The following is a 25,862-nucleotide window of genomic DNA, read 5'->3' on the forward strand; positions in this document are numbered from 1 at the left end:
CCCGGGGGAGTTGGAAGCACCTGTGAGCACCACCAGCAGTGAAGCCATCACGGACCAGCCGATCGGGCTCGCCACGCCGATCGGTCTCACCGCGCCCAGCGGCATCGACCGGGCGGCCCACCACCGCCTCGACGAGGCGTGGCTGGCGGCCGCCTGGAGCCACCCGACGACCCGGGTCTTCGTGGTCTCCGGCGGCCAGGCCCTGATCGACGACGCCCCCGACGGGCGTACGGAGCTCGTCATGACCCCGGCCTTCGAGGCCCCGGTCACCGAGACCCACCGCTACTTCCTGGGCACCGACGAGGACGGCGTCAGCTACTTCGCCCTCCAGAAGGACGCCCTGCCCGGCCGCATGGACCAGTCGGCCCGGCCCGCCGGACTGCGCGAGGCCGGCCTCCTGCTGTCCCCGCGCGACGCGAGCCTGATGACGCACGCCGTCGCCCTGGAGAACTGGCAGCGCCTGCACCGCTTCTGCTCCCGCTGCGGCGAGCGCACCGTGATCGCGGCGGCCGGCCACATCCGCCGCTGCCCGGCCTGCGGGGCCGAGCACTACCCGCGCACCGACCCGGCAGTGATCATGCTGGTCACCGACGAGCACGACCGGGCGCTGCTCGGCCGCCAGGTGCACTGGCCCGAGGGCCGCTTCTCCACCCTCGCGGGCTTCGTCGAGCCCGGCGAGTCCATCGAGCAGTCGGTGCGCCGCGAGGTCTTCGAGGAGGCAGGCGTCACGGTCGGCCCGGTCGAGTACGTCGCCAGCCAGCCCTGGCCGTTCCCGTCCAGCCTGATGCTCGGCTTCATGGCCAAGGCCACCTCGTCCGAGATCAACGTGGACGGCGAGGAGATCCACGAGGCCCGCTGGTTCTCCCGCGAGGACCTGGCCGCCGCCTTCGACTCCGGCGAGGTCCTGCCGCCGTACGGCATCTCGATCGCGGCCCGCCTGATCGAGCTCTGGTACGGCAAGCCCCTGCCGAAGCCGACGCACTGACCCCCGTAACCCACACATGCGGAAGGCCCCCGTCCGGGGTTGGGTGCGGACCATGCGGAAAGCCCCCGTCCGGGGTTGGGTGCGGACGGGGGCCTTCCGGGTTCAGTCGCCGTACGGGCGCGGCGTGGACCCGGTCGGGCCGTCGCGCCGTACGGGCGCTCTCAGACGCCGATCTTCTGCTTGACCTGCGCGAGCGACGGGTTCGTCAGCGTCGAGCCGTCGTGGAAGAGCACGGTCGGGACCGTCTGGTTGCCGCCGTTGGCCTTCTCCACGAACGCCGCCGACGCCGGGTCGTGCTCGATGTTGACCTCGGTGTACGCGATGCCCTCGCGGTCCATCTGCTTCTTCAGCCGCTGGCAGTAGCCGCACCAGGTGGTGCTGTACATCGTCACAGTGCCCGGCATGTCTTCGCGCTCCTCTGTATCGCTGACTGGCGTGCGCGCCCCGCCGAAATGCGGTTCCGCAGGGGGTGGAACGTACGGGGGCCGACCACCATTCCCGCACCGCGCCCCCATGTGACCGAATCGCCACGGCGCCCGCCCCGGTGGCCGTTCGGCCAGGTGCCCGGCGCCTGCGGGAGACGGCGCGGCCCGCATTAGTACGACTGCGGGCGCCCCCTGTGGACAACGCGGCGCACCGGTCCCGGACGACCTGGCAGCATTGCGGGGTGACATCAGCAACGCACTCCACTCTCTTCCCGCCGGTCCCGGACACGGCCGACGCGGTGCTCGACGGGCTCGACCCGGAGCAGCGCGAGGTCGCGACGGCCCTGCACGGCCCGGTGTGCGTGCTGGCCGGCGCGGGCACGGGCAAGACCCGCGCGATCACCCACCGGATCGCGTACGGGGTGCGTTCGGGGGTCTACCTCCCGGCCGGGGTGATGGCGGTCACCTTCACCAACCGGGCGGCCGCCGAAATGCGCGGCCGGCTGCGTGAGCTCGGCGTGGGCAGCGTCAACGCCCGCACCTTCCACGCGACGGCCCTGCACCAGCTCAGGGCCTTCTGGCCCAAGGCGGTCGGCGGCGAGTACCCGCCCCGGCTCGTCGAGCGCAAGGTCCAGCTGGTCGCCGAGGCGGCCGCCCGCAGCGGGCTCCGCCTCGACCGCAACGAGCTGCGCGATGTGACCGGCGAGATCGAGTGGGCGAAGGTCACCCAGCGGGTGCCCGAGGACTACCCGGCGGCCGTGGCCCAGTCACACCGCGAGCCGCCCCGCGACCCGGCCGAGATCGCCCAGATCTACCGGACGTACGAGCAGCTCAAGCAGGACCGCATGGTGATCGACTTCGAGGACGTGCTGCTCCTCACGGTCGGTGTGCTCCAGGCCCGGGAGGACCTCGCCCAGTGGGTCCGCAACCAGTACCAGCACATCGTGGTGGACGAGTACCAGGATGTCAGCCCTCTCCAGCAGCGCCTGCTCGACCTGTGGGTGGGTGATCGCGGCAACCTGTGCGTGGTGGGCGACGCCAGCCAGACCATCTACTCCTTCACCGGCGCCACCCCCGACTACCTCCTCGACTTCCGCACCCGCCACCCGAGCGCGACAGTGGTCAAGCTGGTCCGGGACTACCGCTCCACCCCCCAGGTCGTGCACCTCGCCAACGGGCTGCTCAACCAGGCCGGCGGCCGCGCCGCCGAGCACCGGCTCGAACTGGTCTCGCAGCGCGAGAAAGGCCCCGAGCCCCTCTATACGGAGTACGGGGACGAGCCCGCCGAGGCCGAAGGCGTCGCCCGGCGCATCCGCGACCTGATCCGCTCCGGGGTTCCGGCCGGCGAGATCGCGGTCCTGTACCGGATCAACGCCCAGTCCGAGATCTACGAGCAGGCCCTGGCGGACCTCGACGTGCCCTACCAGCTGCGCGGCGCCGAGCGGTTCTTCGAGCGCCCCGAGGTCCGCGAGGCCACGACCGCCCTCAGGGGCGCCTCCGTGGCCGGCCGCAACGACTCGCTGCTCGACCACGCCGTGGACCTGCCCTCCCAGGTGCGGGCCGTGCTCGGCACCAAGGGCTGGACGGCGGTGCCCCCGAAGGGCTCCGGCGCGATGCGCGACAAGTGGGAATCGCTCGCCGCCCTCGTCCGCCTCGCCGAGGACTACGCGCGGGTGAAGCCCGACGCCACGCTGTCCGACCTGGGGGCCGAGCTCCGCGCCAGGGAAGAGGCCCAGCACGCCCCGACCGTCCAGGGCGTCACCCTCGCCTCGCTGCACGCGGCGAAGGGCCTGGAATGGGACGCCGTGTTCCTGGTCGGCCTCACCGAGGGAATGCTGCCGATCACGTACGCCAAGACGGCCGAGCAGATCGAGGAGGAGCGCCGGCTGCTGTACGTCGGCGTCACCCGCGCCCGGTTCCACCTCGCGCTCTCCTGGTCGCTCTCGCGCTCTCCCGGCGGCCGGGCCCACCGTCGCCCCAGCCAGTTCCTGGACGGCCTGCGCCCGGGCACCGGCTCCCGGGCCGCCCGGGCGGCGGCGGGCGGTGCGGGCGGCATCGAGCGCGGCCCCGCCATCCGCAAGCGCGTCCGCCGGGGCCCGGTGCTGTGCCGGGTGTGCGGGAAAACACTCACCGAGGCCGGCGAGATGAAGCTGATGCGCTGCGAGGAATGCCCCTCGGACATGGACGAGGCGCTGTACGAGCGGCTCCGCGACTGGCGCTCCCACCAGGCCGGGGAGCTGGGCATGCCGCCGTACGTCGTCTTCACGGACAAGACGCTCATGGCGATCGCGGAGGCGGTGCCGTCCAACGGGCACGAGCTCGCGGTGATCTCCGGCGTCGGCGCCCGCAAGCTGGATCGGTTCGGCACCGATGTCCTGGCCATCTGCGCAGGTGAGGAGCCTGGAGGAGTCGACGAGGCAGGTTCATGAAAACTCGTCGAAAAAATAGTTTGCGCCCGCCCCAGGAATCCCCATAGGTTCTTAACCACGGAAACGAGAGCTTCTCCGAAGCCCGGTCTCCGTGCTGTACTTAGCTGTACTTATCCGAATACGCATGGGATCAGGCCGCGAGGCCGAAGTCCCCGAGACGCCGAGAGGAGGCGAGACCAGTGGCCAGCTACATCGAGATCACCACCAGCTTCATCAGCACCAAAGTGACGGACCGCTCGGTCGCCGCCACCTGCACGCTCGGCTCTTCGTTCCAGGGCACCGGTCTGTCCGCCGGCGCCTCCGGTCTCGTCGGCATCTCCGCCGTCGTCCCGGCCTCCCTGGCGAGCCTCCCCGTGCGTGATGAGCGCAATGAGCGACCGATCCAGGCGCCGGGAGCAGCAGTAGCGAAGGGACGGGCTCAGGCCCACGCCTTTGCGGCGACCGGTGCCGGAGCCGAAAAGCAGACGAAGCAGTACCAGCACCACATGATGTGGGCCTTCCGTGGGCTCGAACCCTGGAGTGATCCAGCCTGATCCAGATCAGGCAGGCGCCTTCAGGGCCGCGGAACCCCATCAGGGATCCGCGGCCCTTCTGTTTGTCCCGAACGGGACGGACGGAGTGAAGGGGGCCTCGGTGCCAGCCGAAACCCGGCCGACCGGCCGGACCGACACAGCCGAACAAGACGAGGAAGAAATCACCGTGCAACTCGAAGCGCACGCCCCGTCCGTACCGCCCGCCCCGACTCTCCCCCCGCCCGGTCTCACGGAGGACCCCGCCTTGACTCCCCTCACCGCGCTCACCGCGCTCGACGACGCCATCGAGAACCTCGGCGTACCCGTCCCCTGCCGTTCCTTCGACCCGGAGGTCTTCTTCGCCGAGTCGCCGGCCGATGTCGAGTACGCCAAGTCGCTCTGCCAGACCTGCCCCCTGATGGCCGCCTGCCTCGCGGGCGCCAAGGAGCGGCGCGAGCCGTGGGGCGTCTGGGGCGGCGAGCTCTTCGTCCAGGGTGTGGTCGTCGCCCGCAAGCGGCCGCGTGGTCGCCCGCGCAAGAACCCGGTCGCGGCATGAACCGCCCGGGAACCATCGACCACCCCCGAACGAACGACCCCCAGAAGCAGGCCCCGATGACGACGTCCGCCAGCGAGCCCACCGGCTCCGCGACCCCAGACTTCACCACCACCGGCGCGAACAAGTCGCGTCAGAACAGGACCCTCGAAATGCAACTCATGCCAGAAGCCCTGGCCCGTGCTCATATGCATCAGCGGCTGCGGGAAGCCGAGGTGGAGCGCCAGGCCGTACGCATGGTCGCCGCCCGGCGGATGCAGCGGCGCGCCGAGCGCGCGTCGATGCGGGCCCGCCGTGCCCTCGCCATGGCCGTCATGCACTGACGGCACGCGCCTCGGCACGACCAAGAAGTAAGCAGTAAGACGCGGGGGCCGGTCCGAACGGACCGGCCCCCGCGGTGCGTTGTGACCCCAAAGGGCCGGGCGCGGCGGTATCGTCGCGAGGTGGACGACCAGAATCGGCCGATGGCCGAAACCATCGTGTGCTCCCACTGCGGGACCCCGGCTCCGGCCGAGGGCCCACCGCCGACCTGGACCTACTCGGTCGAGAACGGCACCGGTCGCTACTACTGCGACGACTGCGCCCGCGCCAACATCAGGGCCATCGAAGGCAGGCTCGACGCCTCCTGGTGGTAGCGCCCGGCTCGCCCGGCACCGCTCCCGGCTTCGCCCTCAGGTCTCCCGGGCCCGCCTTCACGCCTCCTCGGCCGCCTCCGGTTCCGACTCGGCCGGGGTCTCCGCCAGGAACCCGGGCATCCACTCCTCCAGCTCGTCCCGCATGCGCACCGTCGCGTCCAGTTGGCACAGCACGCCGATGGTGGACAGCGTCACGCGGTGTATCAGCAGATACGACGGTGGCAGATTGAGCTGCTTGCCCAACTGGTGGGCGGGGGAGCGGGGATCGGCGATCCGGGCCGCCTGCCCGCGCATCCAGCCCCGGCTGAAGGTGAACTCGTCGGCCTGGGCCGGCTCGATGATCGGCAGCAGATAGTCGAGGACCGCGTCCGGATCCAGGTCGATGGACTCCTTGACGAAGCCCTCCCCGCGCAGCAGCTCGTACACTGCCTCGGCCTCGCCCTCCAGCGTCATCCGCAGGGACTCGCCGATCGTCGCGGGCAGCCCGCCGGGGAGCCGGTCCACCGTGCCGAAGTCCATGACCCCGAGCCGCCATGGACCGCCCGCCTTCTCGGGCGGCAGCAGCCGGAAGTTGCCCGGGTGCGGATCGGCGTGCAGCAGCCCCGTCCTGGCCGGGCCCGAGAACAGGAAACGGGTCAGCAACTGCCCGGCCCGGTCCCGCTGTTCCGGCGTACCGTCCTTGATCACGTCCGAGAGCGGTATCCCCTCGATCCACTCGGTCACCAGGACCTGGTCGCACTGGTGCACCACGTCCGGCACCAGCACATCCCCGTCGCCCGCGAACTCCGCGGCGTGCTCGCGCTGGGCGCGCGCCTCCAGCTCGTAGTCCAGCTCCTCCGAGACCCGGTCGCGCAGCTCGGTGATGAGCGGCTTGATGTCCATCCCCGGAATCAGCGGACCGAGCAGCCGGGCGAACCGGCTGAGCTGCGTCAGATCCGAGAGCAGCGCCTCGCCGGCCCCCGGGTACTGCACCTTGACGGCCACCTCGCGCCCGTCGTGCCACACCGCCCGGTGCACCTGCCCGATCGAGGCGGCCGCCGCCGGCTTCTCCTCGAACTCCAGGAACAGCTCCCGCCAGTCGGCGCCGATCCGCTCTTCCAGTACGGCGTGGACCGTGCGGGTCGGCATCGGGGGCGCCGCCTCCTGGAGCTTGGTCAGGGCGGCCCGGTAGGGGCCGGCGACCTCCTCCGGGAGGGCCGACTCGAAGACGGACAGCGCCTGCCCGAACTTCATGGCGCCGCCCTTCAGCTCGCCCAGGACCTTGAAGAGCTGTTCGGCGGTGCGCTGCTGGAGCTCGCGCGCCACCAGCTCCGCGGACTTCCCGCCGATCCGCTTGCCCAGGCCCCAGGTGGCCCGGCCGGCGAAGCCAAGTGGCAGCGCGGCCAGCTTGGCGGTCCGGGTGACCGCCTTCCGGGGAAGATCAGACATGCGCCCCTCCAAATCCCAGACAGCAGCGACCTCGCAGGCGCTACCGGGCCATTGTGTCGTGTGGCTCCGCCGTCCCCGAGACCTGCTCCCCCTGAGTGTTCCCAACCGCGCCGCAGAAGCAGTCGCGGTGTGGCTCGATCGGTGTGGACCGCCAGTCGAGCCGGGGCAGCGAGGCTTCCCAGCGGCTGCCCGTACTCGCCGGAAGATCACCGTCGAGGAACGCCAGCGCGTGCCCGGCCGCGAGACCCGCCACCGCCGTCGCGAACGCCAGGTCGCAGGCCGGTACGGCGGTGCGCTGCCGTCCCGAGCGCCACTGCGCGAGCAGCCGCGGCCAGCCCGGGTCGCGCTCCGTGCGGCCGAGCGAGAGACACCCCGCGCACCCGGTGCCGCCGGGCAGCACCAGCGGCCCCACCACCCCCGTCGTCTCCACAACTCCCGCGTACAGATGGGGAGTCCCGGCCCTGACCCAGACCTCGGCGTCCGCCGCGTCCGGCGCGTACACATCGAGTGCCTCGCGCGGGGCGACCACGATCAGGGAGAGCGGGGCCCGCTCCGCGTCCCGCCCCTGGCGCGGCGGCCCGCCCGGCGCCGTCCGCCGGACAAGTTGGCCCGCGGCCGTCGCCCGCCGCTCGCCGACGGCCCGCTCGGGCAGCCCGCCCGGCGCCACATCGCCCGGCTGCGCGACGCCCCCGTCGAGGACGTCGACCCGGCCCACCCCGGAGCCCGATAGCACCGCGGCGATGGTCGCGCCTACCCGCCCGGCGCCGCGTACCTGGACCCGTATGGCCCTCCGGGCCGCCAGCCTGCGCGCGGCGTCGCCCGGCTCCGGGTGGATGAGCGAGAGGGAAGCCAGATCCGGCCGTAGTCGCTCCAGCGCATCCGACCGATTCCGTAACGCATCGGCCGCCGGGCCGCCCGCCGTCGGATCGTCCACCACGCCCGCCGCCGTCAACCGGGCCACCAGCTCGTCCACTTGACCGGGTGGCAGGTCCAGGGCGCGAGCCCGCTCGTACAGAAAGGGCAGGCCCTGGGTGCCGTCGAGCATCTCCAGGAAATGGCCCGTCGCCGGATCCACCGGCGACACCACCACCGCCTGCGCGGGTGTGATCCCGAACTGCACGGTCTGCCGGTCCCGCCAGGCCCGGCGCAGTGCCGGCTTCAGCATCGGATGCATGGTCGAACCCCCGTTGTCCCGCATGTCCGCACGTCCCCGGAACCTGCCCGATCGCAGGCCGTCGCGCGGCATGGGGCAAGAATGCACGGCTGCGGAGAAGGGCGTGAAAAGTTGTCCACAGGCGAGGGGTATTAGTCATTCAAATGCTGCACCCCGTCGGATGGATCATGGCTCAACCGTCCCGGAGGCGGGACTTCCCCCACTGACAGCGGGTAACGTCGGGGCGTGCCCGCCGACCCACTGCAGAGTGCCGGAAGCCCGCCGCGCAGCCCCACCAGCCTGCCGCCACGCGGTCCGGCGACGAGCGCGGTCGAGGTCCGCCGCAGCACCCGGCGCAGCAGAACGGTCTCCGCCTACCGCGAGGGCGACCGCACCATCGTGCTGATCCCGGCCCGGATGTCCGAGGCGGAGGAGCAGCGCTGGGTCACGGTGATGCTGGACAAACTGGCGGCGCAGGAGAGCAAGCGCATGCTGGGCGACGCGGAACTGACCGAGCGCGCCGAGCGTCTCTCCGAGCAGTACTTCGAGGGCCGGGCCCGCCCCGCGTCGGTGCGCTGGGTGACCAACCAGAACACGCGCTGGGGCTCGTGCACCCCGGCCGAGGGCAGCATCCGCCTCTCGCACCGGCTCCAGGGCATGCCCGAGTACGTCGTCGACTACGTGCTCGTGCACGAGCTGGCCCACCTCCTGGTACCCGGCCACGGCCCCCGGTTCTGGCAGCTCCTGGACGCCTATCCGCGCACCGAACGGGCCCGCGGCTACCTCGAAGGCGTGGTGGCCGCCGACCGCCTTCCGCACCTGCCCGCCGCTCGCGGAGAGTGAGAGCCGGCGGTTCTGTACCGAATGTGTAGCGGCTTCGCCGATTGTCCGAGGCAGCCGTTAGCCTGGCGCGACGCAATCACCTCGGGATGGGGGACGGTCGGTACGCATGGCCAGGGAATTCCAGCGCGGCCACAAGGCCAAGGTCAGTGATCTCACGGCCGGGACGGATCTGTACGTAGGCGTGCAGATCGGCGGTCCCGGGCTGACCTTCGACATCAGCTGCTTCGGGCTCGACGCCAACGAGCGGCTGTCCGACGACCGTTACTTCGTCTTCTTCAACCAGCCCAAATCCCCTGAGGAGTCGATCCAGCTCCTCGGCGCCCAGTCCGGCGACACCGAGTCGTTCCGCGTCACCCTGGACCGCGTTCCGGCCGGCATCCACAAGCTCTCCTTCACCGCGACGCTCGACGGCGCCGGCCAGATGTCGCAGGTGGGGCCGGGCTACATCCGGGTCGTCGCCGGTGGCGAGGAAGTGGTCCGGTACTCCTTCACCGGTGCGGAGTTCAGCACCGAGCGGGCCGTCATGCTCGGCGACTTCTACCTGAAGGACGTGTGGCGCTTCGCCGCCGTCGGCCAGGGTTTCGACGGCGGCCTCGAAGCGCTCCTGAAGAACTTCGGCGGCGAGGTCCTGGAGGAGGAGCCCGCGGCCCCGCAGCAGCCGGAGCCGCAGGGTGCGGCGCCCGGTTTCGCGCCGCCGCCCCAAGCCGCCGCGCCCGCCCCGCAGTTCGGCGCCCCGGCGCAGGCCCCGCAGCCCGCGCCCTCCTTCGGGGCGCCGGCGCCCGCGCCCGCCCCGGCCGCCCCGCAGCACTACGCGCCGCCGCCGCAGGGATCCACCCCGCCGCCGCCTCCCGTGCCCAGCCCGCAGATCCACGCCGCGCCGACCATCGCCGCACCGATGCACCTGGTGCCCGGCACCGTGCCGCCGCCCGCGCCCGCTCCGTACGGACAGCCGCAGCAGCCCCCTTACGGACAGCCGCCGCAGCAGCCCCAGTTCGGCCAGCAGCCCGGCCCCGTCCCGGGCCAGGTGCCGCCGCCGGGCGCTCCCGCCCCGTACGGTCAGCCGGCGCCCTATGGCCAGCCCGCGCCCTACGGTCAGCCGCAGGGCATGCCCCAGGGCGGTGGCGGCCTCCACGCGGCCATTCAGATGTACAAGGAACTGCCCACCGGCCAGCGCTGGACGTCGCAGAACAAGCAGCTGGTCAGGGTCGACCTCGGCGCCGGCGGCCAGCCGGTCCTGGCCCGCCAGGGCAGCATGGTCATGTACCAGGGCAAGGTCGACTTCGGCTACAAGGGAGCCGGCTTCGCGGGCCGGATCGTCGGCAACGCGACCGGCCAGGAAATGCAGTTGATGCGCTGCTCCGGCCGCGGCCAGGTCTTCCTCGCCGAGAACAGCGCCTATCTGCACCCCATCGAGCTCCAGGGCGACGGCATCTGCGTCTCCGCCGAGCACGTCCTGGCCTTCGACGAGTCGCTCCAGTACGAGGTCCGCCGCATCGAGGGGCACGGCATCCCCGGCGGCGCCCTGTTCACCATGCTGTTCCAGGGCACCGGCACCGTCGTCGTGATGACCCACGGCACCCCGGTGGTGCTGCCGGTCACGCCGACCACCTTCGCCGACAGCGACGCGATCGTCGCCTGGTCCGCCGCGTCCCAGGTGATCGTCTCCAGCCAGGTACGACTGCGCCGCAACGCCTATCCGGGGCACAGCGGCGAGTCCGTCAATCTCCAGTTCCGGGGCGCCCCCGGCAACTTCATCGTCGTCCAGCCGTACGAGGTCTGAGGGAGCCCGGACAATGAACCAGCAACTCGCGGGCTACGCCCCGACCCCCGTCGCGGCCCGGATGGAGAACCACGGCAGCGCCATGCTCAAGGTGGCCATGGTCACCGGCCAGGACCTGCTCGCCCGGGTCGGCTCGATGGTCGCCTACGAGGGCTTCATCCAGTACGAGCCCAACCCGCCGGCCGTGCGCCAGATGGCGCGGGACTGGATCACCGGCGAGGGCGCGCCCCTCATGAAGTGCACCGGCGACGGCCTGCTCTATCTCGCCGACTACGGCGCCAATGTCGTGATCGTCAACCTCAACAACGACGCGATCTCCGTCAACGGCACCAATGTGCTCGCCTTCGACGCGAGCCTCCAGTGGGGCGTCGAACGGGTCAAGGGGCTCGCCAAGTTCGCGGGCCAGGGCCTGTTCAACGTCAAGATCTCCGGCACCGGCTGGGTCGCCCTGACCTCGCGCGGCACCCCGGTCGTCGTCGACTGCGGCAGCGGCGAGGACGAGACGTACGTCGACCCGGACGCCCTGGTCGCCTGGTCCCCGAACCTGAAGGTGAAGGGCAAGCGCAGCTTCAAGGCGTCCTCGCTGATCGGCCGGGGCAGTGGAGAGGCCTTCCAGATGGCCTTCTCGGGCCAGGGCATCGTCGTCGTACAGCCGAGTGAGGACAGCACGGACCGCCTGCGGGCCCGGGGCTAGGGGGAGAGACACCATGCAGAGCCCGCTTTTCAGCTACACCGAGCAGCAGTCCCAGGAGCGGTACACGGCGCAGAACCCGCAGCTGCTGCGGGCCGTGCTCACCGGCCACGACGACCTCCTCGCCCGCAAGGGCTCGATGGTCGCCTACCAGGGGCTGATGGAATTCGACGGCGAGTACCAGTCGAACGGCCAGCGCAATGCCCGCGCCCGCACCGGCGAGGGCCTGGACCTGATGCGCGTCTCGGGCCAGGGCACGGTCTACCTGGCCAACCTGGCCCAGCACGTCCACGTGGTGGACGTCGACCGGGACGGCCTGACCGTCGACAGCGGCTACGTCCTCGCGATGGACTCCTCGCTGCACCACGAAGTCATCGCCGTGGACAGCCAGTACGGCGTCTCCGGCACCGGCAAGTACCAGCTCAACATCACCGGCACCGGCAAGGTCGTCCTGATGACCTCGGGCCAGCCGCTGATGCTGCAGGTCACGCCCGACAAGTACGTCAACGCCGACGCGGACGCGATCGTGGCCTGGTCGACCTCGCTGCGGGTCCAGATGCAGGCGCAGACGCACTCCACGGGCGTCTGGCGGCGCCGCGGCAACACGGGCGAGGGCTGGGAACTGAGCTTCCTGGGCCAGGGTTTCGCCCTCGTGCAGCCGAGCGAGGTGCTGCCGCCGCAGAACGCGATGATCGGCCAGGGCCTGCGCGCCCAGTACGGCATGGGCCAGCAGGGCGTCCACGCGCAGAACCAGGGCAACGCCTGGAGCTAGCCGCTCCTTCAGGGCACGGGTAAGGGGCGCTCGCCATGGCGAGCGCCCCTTACTTTTATGCCCGTTGGAGCCGGGTCCGTCTCCGGCTACAGCCGCGCGCGGGTCGCCTCAAGGAGGTTGACCACCGACGTGTCGGCGACCGCGGCCACCTCGTCGTAGCCGAACCAGCGCAGGTCCAGGGACTCGTCGCTGATCGCCTCGACGGCGCCGGCCGGGGCGAGCGCCGCGTACTGGACGTCCAGGTGCCAGTGGCAGGGTGCCGGGATCGGATGCCGGTCCAGGCGGACCGGGCCGCCCGCGAGCAGCGTGAGCCCGGTGACGCCGGACTCCTCCTCGGCCTCGCGCAGCGCGGCCGCCGCCACCGTGGCGTCGCCCGGCTCGCAGTGGCCGCCCATCTGGAGCCACATGTTGAGCTTCTTGTGCAGGGTGAGCAGCACCCTGCCCTGCTCCGGGTCGATGACCAGGGCACTGGCCGTGAGGTGGCCCGCCTCGCAGGCCTTCCACATGCCGTCGGGGTGCGCCCAGAGATGGTCCAGGTAGGCCTGGCGCAGCTCGGCCTGGTCCTCGTACGACTTCAGTACGAGGACCGCGTCGTCGTGCAGGGTCACTTGTCGGAATCGCCCTTGCCGTCGTCGGAGCCGTCCGTCTTCTCGTCGGCCTCGGCGCCCTTGTCCTTCTTCAGGGACGGGCCGTTCTGCTCGGCGGCCTCGCCCAGCATCTTGTCGAGCTCCGAGAAGTCGAGGTGCTCGCGGTGCACGAAGCCGTCCGGGTCGTCCAGATCGGAGGCGGTCGGCAGCATGTCCGGGTGCTCCCACAGGTCGTCCCGGCCGTCCACACCGCGCGCGTCGGTGAGCGAGGCCCACAGGCGCGAGGCGTCCCGCAGCCGGCGCGGCCGCAGCTCCAGGCCGATCAGGGTGGCGAAGGTCTGCTCGGCCGGGCCACCGGTCGCCCGGCGCCGGCGCAGCATTTCGCGCAGCGCGTCCGCCGAGGTCAGCCGGGGCTTGGCGGCCGCGTGGACCACCGCGTCGACCCAGCCCTCGACCAGCGCGAGGGCCGTCTCCAGACGGGCCAGGGCGGCCTTCTGCTCGGGGGTGTCCTCCGGCTGGAACATGCCCTGCTGGAGGGCTTCCTGAAGCTGCTCCGGGTTCGACACGTCGAGCTGGCCGACGGCGTCCTCCAGCTTCGCGGTGTCGACCTTGATGCCCCGCGCATAGCCCTCGACGGCGCCGAACAGATGCGAGCGCAGCCACGGCACATGGGCGAAGAGCCGCTGGTGGGCGGCCTCGCGCAGGGCCAGGTAGAGCCGGATCTCGTCCTTGGGGACGCCCAGGTCCTTGCCGAACGCCTCGATGTTCAGCGGCAGCAGCGCGGCCTTTCCGGCCGGGCCGAGCGGAAGGCCGATGTCGGTCGAGCCGACGACCTCGCCCGCGAGCGTGCCCACGGCCTGCCCGATCTGCTGGCCGAACATGGCGCCGCCCATGGAGCGCATCATGCCGATCAGCGGGCCCGCCATGGCCTGCATCTCCTCGGGCAGGACGCCGCCCATGGCCGCACCGACGCGCTCGGCGACCGGGTCGACCAGTTCCTTCCAGGCGGGCTGGGTGGCCTCGACCCACTCCGCACGGCTCCACGCCACGGCGGTGGTGGAGCCCGAGGGCAGCGACGTCGCGTCGTCCAGCCACAGGTCGGCGAGGCGCACGGCCTCCTCGACGGCGGCGCGCTCGGCGGGGCCGATGCTCTCGTCCTTGGTGCCGTCGGCGGTGCCCTGGGCTACCGTCTGGCGGGCGATCTGCTTGGCCATGTCCCAGTTCACGGGACCGCCCTCGTAGCTGAGCATCTGGCCGAGCTGCTGGAAGGCGGCGCCCAGATCGTTCGGGTTCATCGAACCGAACATCGCGGCGAACGGGTTGTCCCCGCCGCCGCCCGCGCCCGGGAAGCCGAAGGGGTTGCCGCCCTGGCCGCCGGCACCCTGACCACCTCCGGCAGGGTCCTTCTTCTTGCCGTCGCCGTTGTCCGGCTCCTCCGGCGGAAGGCCGAATCCGAATGGGGTGTCACTCACGGGTTTCCTCGGCTCGTCAGGCCGCCGGCTACTGCCGACGGCGGCTTCCCCACAACAAGACCAGCGTAGACATCCGAACCGGATAAGGGCTCGGTGCTCCGCAGCCTCGCGGCCTGCGGCAGGATGGACGCCACCTGGTACGTACGCGTCATTAACGTACGTACTGAAGACAACCGCTGGAGACGCCCGGTGAGTTCCCCAGATCCGCAGGTTCGCGCAGCGCGAAACCTCTCAACCTCAACATCGCGCGGTCCCGTCGTCGCCGTGACCGGTGCCGCGTCCGGGATCGGCGCCCTGCTGACCTCGCGGCTCGCCGCGTCCGACGAGGTCAAGCAGGTCGTCGCCATCGACGAGCGACGGGGCGAGGTCTCCGAGGCGACCTGGCACATCCTGGACGTACGGGACCCGGCGATCGCCGAGAAGCTGCGGGGCGCCGACGTCGTCGTGCACCTGGCGCTCGACCTCGACCTGGAGACCGACCCGGCGGCCCGCACCGCCTACAACGTGCGTGGCACCCAGACCGTGCTGACCGCCGCGGCCGCGGCCGGCGTCCACCGGGTCGTGCTCTGCACCTCGGCGATGGTCTACGGGGCGCTGCCCGACAACGACATCCCGCTCTCCGAGGACGCCGAGCTGCGGGCCACCGCCGAGGCGACCGGCGTCGGCGACCTCCTGGAGATCGAGCGCCTGGGGCGCCGCGCACCCCGCGCCCACCCCGGCCTGAACGTCACGGTGGTAAGGCCCGCCGTCCTGGTGGGCGGTACCGACACCGCGCTCACCCGGTACTTCGAGTCGCCGCGCCTCCTGGTCGTCGCCGGATCCCGCCCGACCTGGCAGTTCTGCCATGTCGAGGACCTGTGCAGCGCGCTGGAGTACGCCGCCCTGGAGAAGGTCGACGGAGAGTTCGCGGTCGGCTGCGACGGGTGGCTGGAGCAGGAGGAGGTCGAGGAGCTCAGCGGCATCCGCCGCATGGAGCTGCCCTCGGCGGTCGCCCTGGGCGCGGCGGCCCGGCTGCACCGGATCGGCCTCACGCCCTCGCCCGCCGGTGACCTCGCGTACACGATGCACCCGTGGGTCGTGAGCGTCGGGCGGCTGCACGACGCGGGCTGGCGGCCGCGCTGGACCAACGAGGAAGTCCTCGCCGAGCTCCTCGAAGAGGTGGCGGGACGGCACACCGTCGCGGGCCGCAGGCTCGGCCGCAAGGACGCCACCGCCGCGGGTGCCGCGGGCGCCACGGTCGCGCTGCTCGGCGCCGCCGCGGTGGTGCGCAGGGCCCGCAAGCGCCGGGGGCTGTAGGACCCTCCTACACGGGCGCGCGGCCCCCGGTCGAAAGAGCTATTCCGGGATGTCGGTGCCGTACGGCACGATGGGAACATGGCACGCACGTACCCCGACCACCCCGGTGAGCAGGCGGCGCAGGACCCGATCCGCCTCCTGGCGATCCGCGACACCCCGATCTCCGTCGACGAGGTCTTCGCGGCTTCGGGCGACTTCGCGGCGGGTGGCACCACGCTCTTCGTCGGCACCGTGCGCAACCACGACGGCGGCACGGACGTCGACACGCTCGGGTACTCCTGCCACCCCAGCGCCGAGGCGGAGATGCGCCGGGTGGCCGAAAAGGTCGTCGCCGAGTATCCGGTCCGTGCGCTGGCCGCCGTCCACCGTGTGGGCGATCTGGCCGTCGGCGATATCGCGGTCGTCGTCGCCGTCTCCTGCCCGCACCGCGGGGAGGCCTTCGAGGCCTGCCGCAAGCTGATCGACGACCTCAAGCACGAGGTCCCGATCTGGAAGCACCAGAGGTTCTCGGACGGCACGGAGGAATGGGTGGGGGCCTGCTGAGGGCTTCTCGTACGGCTGCTGACGAGGGCGCGTGGCTGAAACCCTGTCGGGCGCCTTGCGCCCCGATTTGCGTAACCGCACCCCTGGCCTGAGCGTTGGACTGGCAGATGACTAATCTGCTGATCTGTCAGTTACGGTCGCTCATTGGGGACGGGAGGTCGGAATGGCTGCACTCCTGTGGTTGCTGATTCCGCTTTTCGCTGCTGTCGGCGCGGCGATATGGGCGACCTGGGCCGCCCGCGATCGCACATCCGGCGATGTTGCCGAACTCGCCGGGTACAGCCGGTTCAGAGAAGCCATGTCGAAATCGCACTCCGGAACCGACGCCGTCTGAGCGTTCCCGACCGGCGCGAGGCGCCCCGGTTTCGTACGCGATCGCCAACGGCCCCCGTACGGACCGGCCCCAGGGGTGGGCGCACAGATCGGTCCCGTACTGTCGTTCCATGCCACGCCGCACCGCGACGATGCTCGCCTCCACCCTCGTGCTGATCGCGCTGCTCTGCGCCGGGGTGCTCATCAAAGTGCCGTACTCCGAGATGTCTCCCGGACCCACCGTGAACACGCTCGGCGACTCCGGCGGCGAGCCGGTGCTGCAGATCTCCGGGCACAAGACCTACCCCACGACCGGCCACCTCAACATGACGACGGTCAGGGTCACCGGTGCGGACTACCGGATGAACATCGTCGAGGCCGTCTACGGCTGGCTCGCGCACGACAGCGTGGTCGTCCCGCACGACACGCTCTACCCGGACGGCAAGACCGACGAGCAGTCCAATCAGGAGAACGCCGAGGAGTTCAGCCAGTCCCAGGAGAGCGCCAAGGTGGCGGCCCTGAACGAGCTGTCCATCCCGGTCAAGAGCTGGGTCATCGTCTCCTCGGTGGTCAAGGGCAGCCCGGCCGAGGGCAAGCTGCACGCGGGCGACGCCATCAAGGCCGTCGACGGCGCCCCGGTCACCAAGCCGGCCGACGTCGCGACCCTCGTCACCAAGCACAAGCCCGGCCAGAACGTGGTCTTCACGATCATCCCCGCCAAGGAGGCGGAAGCCGCCAAGAAGGCGGGCAGGGAGCCCGAGGGCGGCGAGAAGCTCACCATCACCACCGAGAAGGCGCAGGACGGCGACCGGGCCATCGTCGGCATCCAGGCCGGAACCGACCACGCCTTCCCGTTCACCGTCGACATCAAGCTCGCCGATGTCGGCGGGCCCAGCGCGGGGCTCATGTTCTCGCTCGGCATCGTCGACAAGCTGACGCCCGAGGATCTGACCGGCGGAAAGTTCGTCGCCGGCACCGGCACGATCGACGACACCGGCAAGGTCGGCCCGATCGGCGGCATCGAGATGAAGCTGATCGGCGCGCGCCAGGCGGGCGCCCGCTACTTCCTGACGCCCAAGGACAACTGCGAAGCCGCGGCCTCCGACATCCCCTCGGGCCTAACCCTGGTGAAGGTCGACACCATCCGCGACGCCCGGCAGTCCCTGGACAAGATCCGCACGGGGGACACGGCCGGGCTGCCGAGCTGCTCGGCCAAGTGACGCCGGCCGCGCCCCCGCAGGCGCCCTAGGCGAAGGTCGCGGCCAGCGCCTCGGCGAGGCCCGGCACCAGGTCGGGGCCGGTGAGGACCTCCGTAGGGGAGTCCTTCTCGCGCAGCCGGATGGCGGACTCGCGGGCGCCGCCGCGCAGCACCGCCACCGTCATCCGGACCTCCTGGCGGTCGGGGTGGGCGGCCACCCACTTGGCGAGCTCCTTGTCGCCGAGGCCCTCGGGCACGGACGTCTCGGCGGACGGCGGCAGCATCAGGCGCTCCACCGTGAGCGCGCAGCCGGCCACCGAGTCGGGCCACGCGATGGTGCCGAGGAACTTGTCCAGCGGCTTGTTCCGCGGGATCTCCTCCTGCTCGATCGGGGTCAGCCCGGAGACCTGGGCGTCGTCGGCGGTGGAGACCAGGCCCGGTGCCTGGGCACGGAGCTTCGCGGTGTCGACGAGCGCGAAAAGGCGGGCCGGCTTGTCCCAGCCCAGACCGGATGCGTACTCGTCGATTTCGAGCACCGCGCGGGTGAGCGGGCTCGCGGCCATCGGAGGGCCGGAGGGGGAAACGTTGGACATGGACAACATCCTGCCCTCTTTCACCCCCCGATCGGGAACTGAGTAAAGCCTCAGTAAGTTGCATGAGTGGGCTCTACGATCGCTGGGCCCGCCCATACGACAGCGAACTTCGAGGTGCGCACCTTGGCTTTCCAGATGCCGGACCGCGGCTCAGGCCCGTCCGGGCCACGGATCAGAGTCGGCCGGCCGTCCCGCCGGGTCCGGACCCTGCTCATGACACTGGGCATTCTGGCCGTGCTTGCCATGGCCTTCGTCATGTTCGCGGGGTTCTGGACCGACTGGCTCTGGTACCGCTCGGTCCACTACTCGTCGGTCTTCACCACCCAGCTGTGGACCAAGATCGGACTGTTCTGCGTCTTCGGGCTGCTGATGGCGGTGGCCGTCGGCCTGAACATCTGGCTGGCGCACCGGCTGCGGCCGCCGCTCAGCGCGATGTCCCTGGAGCAGCAGAGCCTCGACCGCTACCGGATGGGCATCGCCCCGTACAAGAAGTGGATGCTGCTCGGGATCACCGCGCTCGTCGGGCTCATCGCCGGCGCCTCCGCCTCCGGTCAGTGGCGCACCTGGCTGATGTGGGTCAACGGGGTGCCGTTCGGCCAGAAGGACCCCCAGTTCCATCTGGATGTGTCGTTCTACGCCTTCGACCTGCCCTGGTACCGCTTCATGCTCGGCTTCGGCTTCGCCGCCACCGTCCTGTCGCTCATCGCCGCCGCCCTGACGCACTACCTGTACGGCGGCCTGCGCATCACCAGCCCCGGCGCGCGCGCCACGGGAGCGGCCACCGGGCACCTCTCGGTGCTGCTCGGCGTCTTCGTGGTCCTCAAGGCCGTGGCCTACTGGCTGGACCGGTACGGCCTGGCGGTCAAGTCCAGTGACTTCAAGGCGACCAACAACTGGACGGGCCTTCGGTACGTCGACGCCAACGCCTACCTCCCGGCGAAGACGATCCTGTTCTGCATCGCGGTCATCTGCGCCGTGCTGTTCTTCGCCACCCTGTGGCGCCGTACCTGGCAGCTGCCCGTCATCGGCTTCGGCCTGATGGTGCTCTCGGCGATCCTGATCGGCGGTCTCTACCCGGCGATCGTGCAGAAGTTCCAGGTCCAGCCCAACGAGCAGGCCAAGGAAGCCCCGTACATCCAGAAGAACATCGATGCCACCCGCAAGGCGTACGGCATCGACAACGCGGCTGTGCAGGACTACAAGGGCACCACCGACGCCAAGGACAACCCGAAGCTGCGCTCGGCGGCCGACACGGCGGCCAGCTACCGGCTCATCGACCCCAACGTCGTCTCGCCCGCCTTCCAGCAGCTCCAGCAGCAGCGGAAGTACTACCAGTTCCCCTCGACCCTGGACGTGGACCGCTACACGGACAAGGACGGCAAGGAGCAGGACACCGTCATCGGGCTGCGCGAGCTCAACCTCAAGGGCATCGACAAGCGCAACTGGATCAACGACCACTTCACCTACACCCACGGCTTCGGCGCGATCGCAGCCAAGGGCACCAGCGTGGACGACAACGGCGCCCCGGACTTCACGGAGTCGGGCCTGCCCACCACCGGCCAGCTCGCCTCCGGCTACGAGCAGCGCATCTACTACGGCGAGAAGACCGACCAGTACTCGATCGTCGGCGGGCCCCAGAAGGAGCTCGACTACGAGAGCGAGGGCAAGGGTCAGGTCACGACGAGCTTCAAGGGCAAGGGCGGGGTGAGCCTGTCCAACCCGTTCAACCGGGCCGCGTACGCCGTGACCTTCAGCGAGCCGCAGATCCTGTACTCGGGAGCCATCGGCAAGGGATCGAAGATCCTCTACAACCGCACCCCCAAGGAGCGCGTCGAGGCGGTCGCCCCCTGGCTGACCATCGACGGCGACGCCTACCCGGCGGTCGTCGGCAAGCGCATCCAGTGGGTGGTCGACGCTTACACGACGACCGACGGCTACCCCTACGCCTCGCGCACGACCCTCGGCGAAACCACCACCGACTCGCTGACCGACAACCAGCGCGCGGTGATGGCCCAGCAGAACCAGGTCAACTACATCCGCAACTCGGTGAAGGCCACCGTGGACGCGTACGACGGCACGGTCACGCTGTACCAGTGGGACGACAAGGACCCGGTCCTCAAGACCTGGATGAAGGCGTTTCCCGGAACGGTCAAGGCCAAGGCGGACATTCCCGCGGACCTGCTCGCGCACCTGCGCTACCCGCAGGACATGTTCAAGGTCCAGCGCGAGCTGCTCACCCGCTACCACGTCACCAACCCCGCGCAGTTCTACAGCGGCAGTGACGCCTGGCAGGTGCCGGACGACCCGACCAACAAGGACAACAGCGCGGTTCCGCCGTACTACCTGTCCATGAAGATGCCGGGCGCCGAGGCCGAGGGGAAGAAGTTCTCGCTGACCACGACGTTCACGCCCAACGGCCGGCCCAACCTGGGCGGGTTCATGGCGGTCGACGCCGATGCCGCGAGCAAGGACTACGGCAAGATCAGACTGCTCAAGGTCACCGACAACGTGCAGGGCCCGCAACAGGTGCAGAGCAAGCTGAACGGTCTGCCCGAAGTCGCCGAGTTCGTACGGAACCTGAGAGGCACCGACTCCGAGATCGACTACGGCAATCTGCTGACCGTGCCGCTCGGCGGAGGCTTCCTCTACATCGAGCCGGTGTACGCACGCGGTGGCAGCGCCAACTACCCGCTCCTGAAGAAGGTCGGCGTCTCCTACGGCGACAGGACCGTCTTCAAGGACAACCTGGGAGACGCGCTCAGCGCGGTCTTCGGCGCCGACGGGGCCACCCCGCCGCCTTCGACGACACCGCCGACCACGCCACCCACCACCACACCGCCGGCCTCCGGCAACGCGACGGTGGACCAGGCCATCAAGGACGCGCAGAAGGCGTACGACGACGGCCAGAAGGCGCTCGCCAAGGGTGACTGGAAGGCCTACGGCGACGCCCAGAAGGCGCTGCAGGACGCCCTGCAGAAGGCGGCCGACGCGGAGGGGAAGGCGAGTCAGCCGAAGAGCTGACGCGGCACGAGAGCCGACCCGGCCGGACCGGAGCCGGCCTGGGCACACCGGGTCGGCTCCGGTCCGTGCTGGTCAGGGGGCCACTCCACCGCGTGGTAGCGTTGTGTTCACCGACGCGGGGTGGAGCAGCTCGGTAGCTCGCTGGGCTCATAACCCAGAGGTCGCAGGTTCAAATCCTGTCCCCGCTACTCACTGACGAGGGCCCGGATCCTTTCAAGGATCCGGGCCCTCGTTGCGTTCGCGCCGAGGTCCGCCGAGCTTGTCCGATTAGCGGTGGCCGGAACCCTCCGGTGTGAAAACTGGTCTTCCCAGGGGGAGTTGGGTACAACGGGTTTGGCTTGTCTCTCTGTGGGCATGTCGACAAAACGCTGAAGTGACCTCACTGGCTGCGGTATACCAGGTGTACGCGGGTTGCGGGTGGTGCGACGATGGTATTTATGGGGGACAGGGCAACTCTGTTGGAGACAGGGCGGTTTGTGCAGACACGCTCCGATGAGGATGCTGACACCGCTGACGCCGAGACCGAGGCGCGGCACCGGCGTGCCGCCGACGGCGGCGACGCCGAGTCGATGAGCGTGCTCGGCTCCCTGCTGCTGCGCCGCGGCGATCTCGACAGCGCCGAGCCCTATCTGCGCGGCGCCACCGCCGAGGGCGACCGGGCCGCCGCCAACAACCTGGGTGTCCTGCTCCATCAGCGCGGTTACGCGGACGAGGCGGCCGGCTGGTGGCGCATCGCCGCCGTCGCCGGATCCGCCGCCGCCGCGCACGCGCTCGGCCGGCACTACCGCGAGCGCGGAGACGAGCCGGCCGCCGAGTACTGGCTGCGCCAGTCCGCCGAACAGGGCCACGCGCTCGGCGCGTACGCGCTCGCCGACCTCCTGGAGCACCGCAGCGACGTCGGCGCCGAGCGCTGGCTGCGCGCCGCCGCCGAACAGGGCCACCGCGAGGCCGCCTACCGTCTTGCCCGCCTCCTCGACGGGCGGGGCGACGACGAGGCGACCGGCGAAGGCCCCGGTGACATCGCTGTCGACCAGGCGCCGGAAGGCGAGGGGTCGTCCGACGAGGCCGAGCCCTGGTACCGGCAGGCGGCCGCTCGCGGCCACCGCCGGGCCGCCCTGCACCTCGGCGCGATCCTGGAGAAGCGCGGCGAGCTCAAGGAGGCCGGCCGCTGGTACCTGACGTCCGCCAAGGACGGCGAGGCCAAGGCCGCCTGCGCGCTCGGCTTCCTGCTGCGCGACGCGGGCGACGAGGAGAGCGCCGCCGTGTGGTGGCTGCGCGCCGCCCAGGACGGCGACGGCAACGCGGCCAACGCCCTGGGAGCGCTGCACGCGGCGCGGGGCGAGCAGCAGACCGCCGAGCGCTGGTACCGGGAGGCGATGGGCGCCGGTGACGTGAACGGGGCGTACAACCTCGGGCTGCTCTGCGCCGCCCAGAACCGCACCGCCCAGGCCGAGCAGTGGTACCGCAGGGCCGCCTACTCCGGGCACCGCGAGGCGGCCAACGCGCTCGCCATCCTGCTGCTCCAGGCCGGCGACGCGACGGGCGCCGAGCCCTGGTTCTCCAAGGCCGCCGAAGCCGGCAGCGTGGACGCCGCCTTCAACCTGGGCATCCTCTTCGCCGGCCGCGACGAGGACCGTACGGCCCTGAAGTGGTACGAGCGGGCCGCCGCCGCCGGGCACACCGACGCGGCCCTCCAGGTCGGCATCGCGCTGCTGCGGGACGGCGAGGAGCAGGCCGCCGAGCGCCATCTGCGGTGCGCGGCGGGCGGCGGCAGCGCCGAGGCCGCCTTCCGGCTCGCCACCGTTCTCGACGCACGCCAGCCCCCGCCGGGGCCGCCCGCGCTGGGCGAGCCGATGGCGGAGAAGACCGAGTGCGAGGAGTGGTACGAGCGGGCCGCGCAGCAGGGCCACCGCCGGGCCCAGGTCCGGGTCGGCATGCTGGCCGCGGCCCGGGGCGACCTGGAGGCGGCCGCGCGCTGGTACGGGGAGGCGGCCGAGGCGGGCAGCCGCAACGGCGCCTTCAACCTCGGGCTGTTGCTCGCCCGCGAGGGCCGCGAGCGCGAGGCCGCCCTGTGGTGGTCCCGCGCCGCCCACGCCGGGCACGGCAGGGCCGCGCTGCGCCTGGCCCTGCTCGCCGCCCGCCACGGAGAGCTGGCCGAGGGGCAGCGCTGGTGCGCGAAGGCGGTCGAGCTGGGCCCGGCGGAGGTCGCCGAGCGGGCCGCGCGGCTGCGCGAGGCGCTCCACCAGGAGCTCACGGCTTAGCGAATTCGGGGGTTTCCGCAGGTGGGGAACAGATTTGCGCTGGTCGGCGGCGTCCCGTAAGGTTGTGTTCACCGACGCGGGGTGGAGCAGCTCGGTAGCTCGCTGGGCTCATAACCCAGAGGTCGCAGGTTCAAATCCTGTCCCCGCTACTTGCAGACTGAGGTCCGAATTCTTTGGGGAATTCGGGCCTCGGTCATTTTCTGAGCTGTTCGTGGACAGAGCAGATCCGAATCGTTCGCAGACAGAAGTGAAGCCCTCCGGCCTGGTGGCCGGAGGGCTTCTTCGTGTTCAGGGGCGGGAGGCCGCTTCCGCTGCGGGTCAGGCCGCCGCGCAGTTCGGGCAGGTGCCGCGGTAGGTGACCTCGACGGCCGCGATCGTGAAGCCGAAGCGCTCGGTGTCGGGGAGGTCGGCCAGCGGGTTGCCCTGCGGGTGGACGTCGCGGATCGCGCCGCACTGGGCGCAGACCAGGTGCTGGTGCGGCCGGTGGGCGTTCGGGTCGTAGCGCTTGGCGCGGCGGTCCGTGGACACCTCAAGGATCTCGCCGAGGGTCACCAGCTCGCCCAGGGTGTTGTACACCGTCGCCCGGGAGATCTCGGGCAGCCGTTCCACCGCGCGGGCATGGACTTCGTCCGCGGTCAGGTGCACGTGGTCGCCGTCGAGGACCTCGGCCACGACGCGCCGCTGTGCGGTCATGCGCCAGCCGCGGCCGCGCAGTCGCTCCAACAGGTCACTCATGAGGACCAGCCTAACAGGGGGAGGGGTCCAGTTCCGAACAGGTGTGGCTTTGGATGCTTGCTTGACTTAGACAATGTCCATTGTAGGATCGGGTCAGGCATACGCCAAGGGACAGGACTTGCAGGACATGACGCAGGAGGCGCACGTGACACAGGGACCGCTCACCACGGAAGCCGGCGCACCGGTGGCCGACAACCAGAACAGCGCGACCGCGGGCGCCGGCGGTCCGGTCCTGGTCCAGGACCAGTCGCTTCTGGAGAAGCTCGCCCACTTCAACCGCGAGCGCATTCCGGAGCGCATCGTCCACGCCCGCGGCGCGGGGGCGTACGGCACCTTCACGCTCACCCGGGACGTCTCGCAGTGGACGCGTGCCAAGTTCCTCTCCGAGGTCGGCAAGCAGACCGAGACGTTTCTGCGCTTCTCCACCGTGGCCGGCAACCTCGGCTCCGCCGACGCCGTGCGCGACCCCCGCGGCTTCGCGCTGAAGTTCTACACGGAGGAGGGGAACTACGACCTGGTCGGGAACAACACGCCCGTCTTCTTCATCAAGGACGCCATCAAGTTCCCCGACTTCATCCACACCCAGAAGCGCGACCCGTACACGGGCAGCCAGGAAGCCGACAACGTCTGGGACTTCTGGGGCCTGAGCCCCGAGAGCACCCATCAGGTCACCTGGCTCTTCGGTGACCGCGGCATTCCGGCGACCCTGCGCCACATGAACGGCTACGGCTCGCACACGTTCCAGTGGAACAACGAGGCCGGCGAGGTCTTCTGGGTCAAGTACCACTTCAAGACCGACCAGGGGATCAAGAACCTCACCCAGGACGAGGCCAACAAGCTCGCCGGTGAGGACCCCGACAGCCACCAGCGCGACCTGCGCGAGGCCATCGAGCGCGGTGACTTCCCGTCCTGGACCGTGCAGGTGCAGATCATGCCGGACGCGGACGCGGCGACCTACCGCTTCAACCCGTTCGACCTCACCAAGGTGTGGCCGCACGAGGACTACCCGCCGATCGAGATCGGCAAGCTGGAGCTCAACCGCAACCCGGAGAACATCTTCGCCGAGGTCGAGCAGTCGATCTTCAGCCCCGCGCACTTCGTCCCCGGCATCGGTCCCTCGCCGGACAAGATGCTCCAGGGCCGTCTCTTCGCGTACGGCGACGCGCACCGCTACCGCGTCGGCATCAACGCCGACCACCTGCCGGTGAACCGCCCGCACGCCACCGAGGCGCGTACCAACTCCCGTGACGGCTACCTGTACGACGGCCGCCACAAGGGCGCGAAGAACTACGAGCCCAACAGCTTCGGCGGGCCGTTCCAGACCGACCGCCCGCTGTGGCAGGGCAGCCCGGTCTCCGGCGTCACCGGCAGCACTCAGGCGCCCTCGCACGCCGAGGACAACGACTTCGTGCAGGCCGGAAACCTCTACCGGCTGTACTCGGAGGACGAGAAGGCCCGTCTGATCGACAACCTGGCGGGCTTCATCGCCAAGGTTTCGCGCGACGACATCGCCGAGCGCGCGATCAACAACTTCCGCCAGGCGGACGGTGACTTCGGCAAGCGGCTCGAAGCCGCGGTCCAGGCCCTGCGCGGCTGATTCCGGGTCGCAGGCCGAAGATGAACAGAAGGCCGGGTTCC

At 70.7% G+C, this 25,862-nt stretch carries 24 protein-coding genes and 2 tRNA genes; 19 read left to right on the forward strand and 7 right to left on the reverse strand.

The annotated features are described in order from the left end of the window. Positions 1-22: 22 nt before the first annotated feature. Positions 23-985, forward strand: a complete 963-nt coding sequence (gene nudC, locus ABD346_RS26410; protein WP_373300922.1) for an NAD(+) diphosphatase — start codon at positions 23-25, stop codon at positions 983-985. Between the two features lie 161 nt (positions 986-1,146). Here the strand turns inward: nudC and ABD346_RS26415 are convergent, their stop codons facing one another. Then, positions 1,147-1,389, reverse strand: coding sequence for a mycoredoxin (locus ABD346_RS26415; protein ID WP_344378264.1), 243 nt, complete (start codon positions 1,387-1,389; stop codon positions 1,147-1,149). Positions 1,390-1,652: 263 nt separating this feature from the next. On the opposite strand from ABD346_RS26415, the gene ABD346_RS26420 reads away from it, so the two are divergent. From ABD346_RS26420 to ABD346_RS26440, 5 genes are all read left to right on the forward strand, one after another. Further along, positions 1,653-3,839 (forward strand): ATP-dependent DNA helicase UvrD2, encoded by a 2,187-nt coding sequence (locus tag ABD346_RS26420; RefSeq protein WP_344378266.1) that lies wholly within the window; start codon positions 1,653-1,655, stop codon positions 3,837-3,839. Positions 3,840-4,018: 179 nt separating this feature from the next. Then, positions 4,019-4,372, forward strand: coding sequence for a hypothetical protein (locus ABD346_RS26425; RefSeq protein WP_189962743.1), 354 nt, complete (start codon positions 4,019-4,021; stop codon positions 4,370-4,372). Between the two features lie 166 nt (positions 4,373-4,538). Then, entirely contained in the window at positions 4,539-4,907 is a 369-nt protein-coding gene (locus ABD346_RS26430) for a WhiB family transcriptional regulator (RefSeq protein ID WP_053729898.1), read from the forward strand. After that, positions 4,904-5,227, forward strand: a complete 324-nt coding sequence (locus tag ABD346_RS26435; RefSeq protein WP_114038864.1) for a hypothetical protein — start codon at positions 4,904-4,906, stop codon at positions 5,225-5,227. Before ABD346_RS26430 ends, ABD346_RS26435 begins: the two co-directional genes overlap by 4 nt. 141 nt (positions 5,228-5,368) lie before the next feature. Next, positions 5,369-5,539 carry a hypothetical protein gene (locus ABD346_RS26440; RefSeq protein ID WP_344378268.1) on the forward strand — a complete coding sequence of 57 codons (171 nt, stop codon included), beginning with the start codon at positions 5,369-5,371 and terminating at the stop codon, positions 5,537-5,539. 57 nt (positions 5,540-5,596) lie between these two features. Here the strand turns inward: ABD346_RS26440 and ABD346_RS26445 are convergent, their stop codons facing one another. After that, positions 5,597-6,967, reverse strand: a complete 1,371-nt coding sequence (locus ABD346_RS26445; protein WP_344378269.1) for an ABC1 kinase family protein — start codon at positions 6,965-6,967, stop codon at positions 5,597-5,599. A gap of 40 nt (positions 6,968-7,007) precedes the next feature. Next, complete coding sequence (locus ABD346_RS26450; protein WP_344378432.1) at positions 7,008-8,141, reverse strand: ThiF family adenylyltransferase; 1,134 nt, start codon at positions 8,139-8,141, stop codon at positions 7,008-7,010. A gap of 225 nt (positions 8,142-8,366) precedes the next feature. Here ABD346_RS26450 and ABD346_RS26455 point away from each other — a divergent pair, with 225 nt between their 5' ends. The 4 genes from ABD346_RS26455 to ABD346_RS26470 all read left to right on the forward strand — a co-directional run bounded on the left by ABD346_RS26455 (position 8,367) and on the right by ABD346_RS26470 (position 12,206). Beyond that, positions 8,367-8,963, forward strand: coding sequence for a M48 metallopeptidase family protein (locus ABD346_RS26455; protein ID WP_189962741.1), 597 nt, complete (start codon positions 8,367-8,369; stop codon positions 8,961-8,963). Positions 8,964-9,069: 106 nt separating this feature from the next. After that, on the forward strand, positions 9,070-10,743 hold the full coding sequence (locus ABD346_RS26460) for a TerD family protein (protein WP_344378270.1): 1,674 nt from the start codon (positions 9,070-9,072) through the stop codon (positions 10,741-10,743). A 13-nt stretch (positions 10,744-10,756) separates the two neighbouring features. Further along, a complete protein-coding gene (locus tag ABD346_RS26465; RefSeq protein ID WP_344378272.1) occupies positions 10,757-11,437 on the forward strand; it encodes an AIM24 family protein in 681 nt (226 codons plus the stop codon). Between the two features lie 13 nt (positions 11,438-11,450). Further along, on the forward strand, positions 11,451-12,206 hold the full coding sequence (locus ABD346_RS26470) for an AIM24 family protein (protein ID WP_344378273.1): 756 nt from the start codon (positions 11,451-11,453) through the stop codon (positions 12,204-12,206). Positions 12,207-12,292: 86 nt separating this feature from the next. Here the strand turns inward: ABD346_RS26470 and ABD346_RS26475 are convergent, their stop codons facing one another. Together ABD346_RS26475 and ABD346_RS26480 are read right to left on the reverse strand one after the other, a co-directional pair. Continuing rightward, on the reverse strand, positions 12,293-12,814 hold the full coding sequence (locus tag ABD346_RS26475) for an NUDIX hydrolase (protein ID WP_344378275.1): 522 nt from the start codon (positions 12,812-12,814) through the stop codon (positions 12,293-12,295). Beyond that, the gene (locus ABD346_RS26480; protein ID WP_344378276.1) at positions 12,811-14,265 is read right to left on the reverse strand and encodes a zinc-dependent metalloprotease; all 1,455 of its coding nucleotides are present in this window, start codon (positions 14,263-14,265) and stop codon (positions 12,811-12,813) included. The genes ABD346_RS26475 and ABD346_RS26480 overlap by 4 nt, the downstream gene beginning before the upstream one ends. Positions 14,266-14,454: 189 nt before the next feature. Between ABD346_RS26480 and ABD346_RS26485 the strand changes: the two genes are divergently transcribed. The 4 genes from ABD346_RS26485 to ABD346_RS26500 all read left to right on the forward strand — a co-directional run bounded on the left by ABD346_RS26485 (position 14,455) and on the right by ABD346_RS26500 (position 17,636). Further along, positions 14,455-15,561 carry an SDR family oxidoreductase gene (locus ABD346_RS26485; protein WP_344378277.1) on the forward strand — a complete coding sequence of 369 codons (1,107 nt, stop codon included), beginning with the start codon at positions 14,455-14,457 and terminating at the stop codon, positions 15,559-15,561. Between the two features lie 78 nt (positions 15,562-15,639). Continuing rightward, positions 15,640-16,104: a molybdenum cofactor biosynthesis protein MoaE gene (locus ABD346_RS26490; protein ID WP_344378278.1), complete on the forward strand. Its 465-nt coding sequence runs from the start codon at positions 15,640-15,642 to the stop codon at positions 16,102-16,104. Positions 16,105-16,267: 163 nt separating this feature from the next. Next, complete coding sequence (locus tag ABD346_RS26495; RefSeq protein ID WP_344378280.1) at positions 16,268-16,438, forward strand: hypothetical protein; 171 nt, start codon at positions 16,268-16,270, stop codon at positions 16,436-16,438. 109 nt (positions 16,439-16,547) lie between these two features. Next, complete coding sequence (locus ABD346_RS26500; protein ID WP_344378282.1) at positions 16,548-17,636, forward strand: YlbL family protein; 1,089 nt, start codon at positions 16,548-16,550, stop codon at positions 17,634-17,636. Between the two features lie 25 nt (positions 17,637-17,661). Here ABD346_RS26500 and ABD346_RS26505 read toward each other — a convergent pair whose 3' ends face one another. Next, entirely contained in the window at positions 17,662-18,207 is a 546-nt protein-coding gene (locus tag ABD346_RS26505; protein WP_344378283.1) for a PPA1309 family protein, read from the reverse strand. A gap of 135 nt (positions 18,208-18,342) precedes the next feature. On the opposite strand from ABD346_RS26505, the gene ABD346_RS26510 reads away from it, so the two are divergent. From ABD346_RS26510 to ABD346_RS26525, 4 genes are all read left to right on the forward strand, one after another. Then, positions 18,343-21,228 (forward strand): UPF0182 family membrane protein, encoded by a 2,886-nt coding sequence (locus ABD346_RS26510; RefSeq protein ID WP_344378433.1) that lies wholly within the window; start codon positions 18,343-18,345, stop codon positions 21,226-21,228. Between the two features lie 114 nt (positions 21,229-21,342). Beyond that, positions 21,343-21,416: transfer RNA gene (locus tag ABD346_RS26515), tRNA-Met, on the forward strand. Between the two features lie 240 nt (positions 21,417-21,656). Continuing rightward, positions 21,657-23,489: a tetratricopeptide repeat protein gene (locus tag ABD346_RS26520; RefSeq protein ID WP_344378285.1), complete on the forward strand. Its 1,833-nt coding sequence runs from the start codon at positions 21,657-21,659 to the stop codon at positions 23,487-23,489. 75 nt (positions 23,490-23,564) lie between these two features. Beyond that, positions 23,565-23,638, forward strand: a tRNA-Met gene (locus ABD346_RS26525). A 169-nt stretch (positions 23,639-23,807) separates the two neighbouring features. Here the strand turns inward: ABD346_RS26525 and ABD346_RS26530 are convergent. Continuing rightward, positions 23,808-24,224, reverse strand: a complete 417-nt coding sequence (locus ABD346_RS26530) for a Fur family transcriptional regulator (RefSeq protein WP_053729883.1) — start codon at positions 24,222-24,224, stop codon at positions 23,808-23,810. Positions 24,225-24,351: 127 nt separating this feature from the next. Between ABD346_RS26530 and ABD346_RS26535 the strand changes: the two genes are divergently transcribed. Continuing rightward, positions 24,352-25,821, forward strand: a complete 1,470-nt coding sequence (locus ABD346_RS26535) for a catalase (protein WP_344378434.1) — start codon at positions 24,352-24,354, stop codon at positions 25,819-25,821. Positions 25,822-25,862: the final 41 nt, after the last annotated feature.

Origin of the sequence: Streptomyces mauvecolor (genome assembly GCF_039532965.1) — a bacterium.
Taxonomy (GTDB): Bacteria; Actinomycetota; Actinomycetes; order Streptomycetales; family Streptomycetaceae; genus Streptomyces; species Streptomyces violascens.

What these genes read in the sequence shown, in the direction of transcription:
- ABD346_RS26450 (WP_344378432.1), bottom strand. Translation starts at nt 8,141, where the DNA reads ATGCATCCGATGCTGAAGCCGGCACTGCGCCGGGCCTGGCGGGACCGG.
- ABD346_RS26505 (WP_344378283.1), bottom strand. Translation starts at nt 18,207, where the DNA reads ATGTCCAACGTTTCCCCCTCCGGCCCTCCGATGGCCGCGAGCCCGCTC.
- ABD346_RS26415 (WP_344378264.1), bottom strand. Translation starts at nt 1,389, where the DNA reads ATGCCGGGCACTGTGACGATGTACAGCACCACCTGGTGCGGCTACTGC.
- ABD346_RS26490 (WP_344378278.1), top strand. Translation starts at nt 15,640, where the DNA reads ATGGCACGCACGTACCCCGACCACCCCGGTGAGCAGGCGGCGCAGGAC.
- ABD346_RS26435 (WP_114038864.1), top strand. Translation starts at nt 4,904, where the DNA reads ATGAACCGCCCGGGAACCATCGACCACCCCCGAACGAACGACCCCCAG.
- ABD346_RS26510 (WP_344378433.1), top strand. Translation starts at nt 18,343, where the DNA reads ATGCCGGACCGCGGCTCAGGCCCGTCCGGGCCACGGATCAGAGTCGGC.
- ABD346_RS26495 (WP_344378280.1), top strand. Translation starts at nt 16,268, where the DNA reads ATGGCTGCACTCCTGTGGTTGCTGATTCCGCTTTTCGCTGCTGTCGGC.
- ABD346_RS26465 (WP_344378272.1), top strand. Translation starts at nt 10,757, where the DNA reads ATGAACCAGCAACTCGCGGGCTACGCCCCGACCCCCGTCGCGGCCCGG.
- ABD346_RS26530 (WP_053729883.1), bottom strand. Translation starts at nt 24,224, where the DNA reads ATGAGTGACCTGTTGGAGCGACTGCGCGGCCGCGGCTGGCGCATGACC.
- ABD346_RS26460 (WP_344378270.1), top strand. Translation starts at nt 9,070, where the DNA reads ATGGCCAGGGAATTCCAGCGCGGCCACAAGGCCAAGGTCAGTGATCTC.
- ABD346_RS26500 (WP_344378282.1), top strand. Translation starts at nt 16,548, where the DNA reads ATGCCACGCCGCACCGCGACGATGCTCGCCTCCACCCTCGTGCTGATC.
- ABD346_RS26445 (WP_344378269.1), bottom strand. Translation starts at nt 6,967, where the DNA reads ATGTCTGATCTTCCCCGGAAGGCGGTCACCCGGACCGCCAAGCTGGCC.
- ABD346_RS26535 (WP_344378434.1), top strand. Translation starts at nt 24,352, where the DNA reads ATGACGCAGGAGGCGCACGTGACACAGGGACCGCTCACCACGGAAGCC.
- ABD346_RS26470 (WP_344378273.1), top strand. Translation starts at nt 11,451, where the DNA reads ATGCAGAGCCCGCTTTTCAGCTACACCGAGCAGCAGTCCCAGGAGCGG.
- ABD346_RS26440 (WP_344378268.1), top strand. Translation starts at nt 5,369, where the DNA reads ATGGCCGAAACCATCGTGTGCTCCCACTGCGGGACCCCGGCTCCGGCC.
- ABD346_RS26520 (WP_344378285.1), top strand. Translation starts at nt 21,657, where the DNA reads ATGGTATTTATGGGGGACAGGGCAACTCTGTTGGAGACAGGGCGGTTT.